Annotated in this window: 5 protein-coding genes; 1 reads left to right on the top strand and 4 read right to left on the bottom strand. The window is 55.1% G+C overall.

The features are described from left to right. Window positions 1-563, top strand: a 563-nt coding sequence (locus PA598K_RS38035) for a HEAT repeat domain-containing protein (RefSeq protein WP_260405466.1), incomplete at its 5' end; no start/stop codon positions are given. 173 nt (window positions 564-736) lie between these two features. On the opposite strand, the gene PA598K_RS17425 is transcribed toward PA598K_RS38035, so the two are convergent. The 4 genes from PA598K_RS17425 to PA598K_RS17440 form a co-directional block, all read right to left on the bottom strand. Then, the gene (locus PA598K_RS17425; RefSeq protein WP_128658194.1) at window positions 737-1,852 is read right to left on the bottom strand and encodes a transglutaminase domain-containing protein; all 1,116 of its coding nucleotides are present in this window, start codon (window positions 1,850-1,852) and stop codon (window positions 737-739) included. Window positions 1,853-2,206: 354 nt separating this feature from the next. Beyond that, window positions 2,207-2,926: an NPCBM/NEW2 domain-containing protein gene (locus PA598K_RS17430; protein WP_128658195.1), complete on the bottom strand. Its 720-nt coding sequence runs from the start codon at window positions 2,924-2,926 to the stop codon at window positions 2,207-2,209. A 360-nt stretch (window positions 2,927-3,286) separates the two neighbouring features. Beyond that, window positions 3,287-4,165 carry an alpha/beta hydrolase gene (locus PA598K_RS17435; RefSeq protein ID WP_128658196.1) on the bottom strand — a complete coding sequence of 293 codons (879 nt, stop codon included), beginning with the start codon at window positions 4,163-4,165 and terminating at the stop codon, window positions 3,287-3,289. A gap of 50 nt (window positions 4,166-4,215) precedes the next feature. Continuing rightward, window positions 4,216-4,842 carry a bifunctional 4-hydroxy-2-oxoglutarate aldolase/2-dehydro-3-deoxy-phosphogluconate aldolase gene (locus tag PA598K_RS17440; protein WP_128658197.1) on the bottom strand — a complete coding sequence of 209 codons (627 nt, stop codon included), beginning with the start codon at window positions 4,840-4,842 and terminating at the stop codon, window positions 4,216-4,218. Window positions 4,843-5,215 lie beyond the last annotated feature (373 nt).

The following is a 5,215-nucleotide window of genomic DNA, read 5'->3' on the forward strand; positions in this document are numbered from 1 at the left end:
CGGCAGCAGCCGAGCAGCCTCCAGCGCCGCCGCGTCAGGCGCCGCCGACGCCGGCCGAGCTCGCCGAGCAATTGAAGGCCGAGGACTGGCAGGTCCGCTATGCGGCGCTGGAGCGTGTCGGCACCGCTGTGCCTGAGATGCTGCCGCAGCTGGCGCAAGCGGTCACCGATGACAACGCCTCGATCCGGCGGCTCGCGGTCGTCTATCTCGGCGATCTGCGCAGCCCGGAGGCCTTGCCCTATCTGTTCACAGCGCTCAAGGACCGCTCCGTATCTGTACGGCGGACAGCGGGGGATACCTTATCCGATCTCGGCGATGCGGCAGCGATCGAGCCGATGATCGAGTCGCTCTCTGATCCCAACAAGCTCGTCCGCTGGCGCGCCGCCCGTTTCCTCTATGAGCTGGGCGACGAACGCGCGATCCCGGCGCTGCGCGTGGCCGCTCAGGACAGCGAGTTCGAGATCCAGCTCCAGGCCTCGATCGCGCTCGAGCGGATCGAGCGCGGCGAGGAGGCCGCGGGCTCCGTCTGGCAGCAGATGACCGCCAGTCGGCGAGGAGAGTAAGCAAGGCGCGGAAAGCGGCCAGGAGATGGGAAGCGAAGCGCAATAGACAGACGCAACATGGCTATACTCCGTGACTCGCTCCCGCCCGCCTGTCTGTATGCAACACAAAACACCATGCTCCTCTACCAAAGGGGCATGGTGTTTTGTGGTACATCAGATACCTCGTCATCGTCTCATGGATGCATCGTAAACGTCACATCGAGGAGAATCGAACCGTCATCTCCGTAATCCTGATACGACAGCTCGTAGGAAGCCACGCCGCCCGCAGCTCGCATCGCCTGGTCGATATCTGCCTTAAGCTGATCTCCCCGTAGATAACGAACCTTGAAGCTATGCTCTCCCTGCGCGATCGCGTCCCGAATCCGACCGGTCAATGTATCTGGATCAGTCGCGATGTGCTCGGACTTGAGCCAATGCAAGCCAAGGTCCCGCTCCAGCGTCTCATAGAACGCTCCACGCTCCGCGTCGTTGGTCTGCAGTTGGGCCAGCGTATCCGCATAGGTCGTCGTAGCCGCCGGATACGAGCGAGTCCAGCCATGATCACGGCGCATCGCCGCATCGGTCTTCAAATAATAGGCGTAGCTGACCTCTCCCGGCCGGTCCGGCACTGGGTCATCCCATGTCGTGTCCAAGTGATACCAGGCGCCGTTGACATTGACCAGATTCCAGGCATGGTTGCCTGTGTCCACCGTACCTTCGACGATCCGGTTCGGAACGTCGGCGGCGCGCAGCAGCTTGTAGGCGAGCAAGGAATAGCCTTGGCAGACAGCCTGACCATTGCTCAGCGCCTCATATGCCGTATAGCTCTGGAGCGACTCGTCGTAGGCGACATTCAGGACGATCCAGTCATGGATCGCCTTGACCTTCTGGTGCGCATTCATCCCAGGCTCGATGATCTCAGCCAGGACAGTCGCTACTCGTGCATCGACATAAGCGGTCTGCTCGATACTTTCGCGGTACTCGATGACCATCTTGATCTTCGCTCGCTGACTCCAGCTCTGGATCGAATACTGGTACGAGTCGACGATGTAGGCGATATAGTCATCCTTGGCCATCGCGGCCTGGATAATTTGCGGCATCTGTCCGGACAAGGCTGACTGGCCCCCGGTGTAAGTAACGGTAAACTCGCGGCTCTGTTCACTTAGATGCCTGTATATTTCCTGCTCCAGGCTAGAGGGACTGCTCACCGCCGAGGAGTCGGCCGTGACGAATTCATATTTCAGCTCCAGGGCGAACAGCGCGGCTGCTATGAGGAGCAGCATCGCCGCCCGCATCACAAACTTCCTCATGAAGGACCTCCTTTGCGCAAAAGGCTAAGCTTATGCTATTCCTCAGTATACCTTAATCCGCCTACTTGAACCAATTCAGGTGAATGCGGTTCTTTTTTTGTAATGTAAATGTAATATAACACTCAGGTTAGGTTCAGCTTGTCTCTCTATACTATTATACATGACCCCCCTTTATTATATATTTTCTCTCTAACGCCTGTGGCCACGTGCCGCAGGCGTCTTTGTTTTTATTTGGTACGAACGGGAAGGAAGTAGTTAAGTGAATAGAGATAATGAGTTAGAGCCTGTAAGTTTTGCATGAAAAATGCCCCCAAAAGTTGGGGGCATCAGACTCTAACTTGTATACAATTTGTCTCAATTCAGCTTGGGCTCAACAAAAACAATATCTAGCTGGTCTTTATTATTCTTATTTTCAAATTTAATTTCAAGTTTCAAAACCCCTGTCAGATCCACATTAATCTCTCTAGCCAAATCACCACCGATTAACTCATCTGATTCATGCAGAACAATACCATCTCCATAGATTGTTACTTTACCGATCGATTCAGAATTCTTGGTGTAATCGTCAATACCCACTCTTGCATTTAAATTTTTATATCTACCGTTCAAATTATAGGATAACGTTCCAGAGTTATTTCCAGACCATCCATACAAAATAATTCCCATGCCATTATTAAATTGCTCTCCAGCAACGTGAAACTTCAAACCTACAGGATTTTCCCATTCGTCAAAATATAGATAATTCTTTGCTTGTTCTTCAGCTCTAGCATATTCTAATTTACTTAAATAAGTAAACGTTCCTTCCCGTTTTCCAATCCAAATTGTCTTATTCTTGCCATCCCAATTCACTTCTTTTCCTAATGCTTCGCCTGCAAATCGGAGAGGCACATATGTAGTTCCATTGTAGATGAAACCTTGACCAGTTGTTGGCTTCTTTTGCACCCCATCGACCATGTATTTTAAGTTTTCGAATACTACCTTAATCGAAGTTGTTCCTGCAGCGAATACAGTTCCTCCAGTAATAAGTGACCCAATTAATAAACCAGCCATAAGACCCTTGATTTTGTCTTTCAAAAACTTCTCCCCCTTTGTATGTAGTAATTTTCGTGTTTTTTATTACAGGTTGTCCGTCCATCTTCATGTTCGATCAGCGCGTGGAAAGATTATGGAGACTGGCAAGACTTAGTTCGTATCTCGTTAAATCAACGATTTCCACAGTACACCTAAAACCAACTCTCAATTATAGTAGTCATAAATACCCCCTCCTTTAGTAGGTGATAGTAAGTAATTCTACACAAAATCTGTTTTACCTCCCACAAAACCAGTATTTTATACTTAATTTCGAACCCCATTTTAGGTATTAAGACATGCCTCGTGAAGCTGCTGTAGATTCAAGCCTGTGTCTTATTCATTTAACAAAAAACCGCTGCCAGCTTAACGCTTCAGCAGCGGTCTCAAAAAGCCCAACACCTCGTCCCAGAATGCAGGGGCTTGGTCGGAGCGACTATGCCCCTCGATGTCGACGAGTGCGTGACGGACGTCGACTTGCTCGGCAAGGGCGAGCAGGTCATCCGCCGGGATGAAGTCGTCTCCTCGCGCATGCAGCATCAGTACCGGGATCCGCTGGGCGTTGCGCCGAAGCACGTCATGCAAGCTCGCCTCCCGGTAAGCGCGGCGAGGGATGCCCGCGCGCAGCAGCCAGATCGTCGGGACGAAGGTCGACAGCGGGAACAACGGCAGACGACGACGTCTCAGCTCCGCCGTCAGCATCGTCTCGAACTGGACGGGAGACGCGTCCGTGACGATCGCCCGCACCTGCATGCCATCCCCCATCGCCAGCAGCGCGCCGAAGCCTCCGAGCGAATGACCAAGCACCGCTACCCGTTCCGGGTCGATCTCCGGCACGCCCTTGATGTAGGCCACTGCGGCCGCCGCATCGTCGCGGAACATAAACGCCGACGCCGCCGGAATCTTCTCGCTGTCCCCGTGACAACGCACATCGAAGAGGAGGACAGCATATCCCTCCCGCACCAAAGGCTCGGCGTACCGCAGCACACGGGAGCGATTGGAGCCCCATCCGTGTACGACGACCACTGCCGGATGCGGCGCTTCCTCGCCCTCAGGCAGCAACAGCCACCCCTTCAGCAAGGAGCCCTCGCTTGTAAATTGCACGTCCCTATAAGGGAAGGAAGGCACTTGCGTATTGGGCAGCCATCGAGGCTTCTGACTAGCTACGCCGATCTTCCACATGGCCGCCGCAGCCAGCGCCACCACGCCGATGCCTGCGAGTGCGATTCCTGTCCATGCCAACATATCTCCACCTCCATCCTTCCCGCTTCCAACGATTCAATCTCTGCTTGCCGCTACTCTACCGCCTGTACGAATTGTGCGACATGCTCGCGCAGCCCGTCGAAGTCCCCGTTCTGAATCAAGTCCTGTCTCAGCAGCTTGCTGCCCATGCCGACTCCGCAGGCGCCGGCAGCCATAAAGTCGCGAATATTGTCCAGATCGACGCCGCCGGTAGCGATCATCGGAATCCGATCCAGCGGCGCCCGGATTTCCTTGAGATACGATAAGCCCAGCGAAGCCATCGGAAAAATTTTTACGGCCTCCGCGCCGGCCTTCCACGCCTTGACGATCTCGGTCGGCGTCATGACGCCGGGCCACACCGGCACGCCCTGCTCGGCTCCGTAGGTGATCACTGCCTCGTCCAGGTTGGGCGAGATCAGGAATTGCGCGCCAGCATCGATGGCTTGCGCAGCCATCTCCACGTCCAACACCGTGCCCGCTCCGATAGCCGCTCGACTACCGAACTGCTGACGCCAGCTGGCGATCATCCCCGTCGCGCCCTTCGTATTCATCGTGACCTCCATCAGACGAATGCCTCCGTCGATCAGCGCACTTGCCGCTGCATGTGCAGCCTGTTCCTCGATATTGCGAAAGATCGCTACGATTTTGTGCCGCATCAGCAGTTCTGTCATCTGGTGCATGTTTCATCCTCCGTTTCCATACATTACTGCATCTATCCGTATTGTAGCCGACTTCGACGGGGACGACAATCGATTGGGCACGGGATAAGCGCCCAGTGCATACAATACTGCATCAAGCGCCGCCCAGCAACAGCTCGAAGGAGTAGTGATAAACGATGCGAAGATCAGAATTTCCCAATGGCTATCCGGTGCCGTCGCGGGCCAACGGCTGCGGTTGCTCCGGCCCGCGCAGCCGGATGATCCCGCCACCGCCGCCCGGACCAGGGCCGGGGCCAGGGCCCGGTCCGGGTCCGGGGCCTTTCCCGCCTGGACCGGGGCCAGGGCCGTTCCCGCCAGGACCAGGGCCAGGGCCTTTCCCGCCTGGACCGGGGCC

The sequence above is a fragment of the Paenibacillus sp. 598K genome (assembly GCF_003851045.1).
Lineage (GTDB): Bacteria > Bacillota > Bacilli > Paenibacillales > Paenibacillaceae > Paenibacillus_D.

Excerpts from the sequence above, each read along its gene's own strand:
- PA598K_RS17425 (WP_128658194.1), bottom strand. The coding sequence starts at position 1,852 with ATGAGGAAGTTTGTGATGCGGGCGGCGATGCTGCTCCTCATAGCAGCC.
- PA598K_RS17440 (WP_128658197.1), bottom strand. The coding sequence starts at position 4,842 with ATGCACCAGATGACAGAACTGCTGATGCGGCACAAAATCGTAGCGATC.
- PA598K_RS17435 (WP_128658196.1), bottom strand. The coding sequence starts at position 4,165 with ATGTTGGCATGGACAGGAATCGCACTCGCAGGCATCGGCGTGGTGGCG.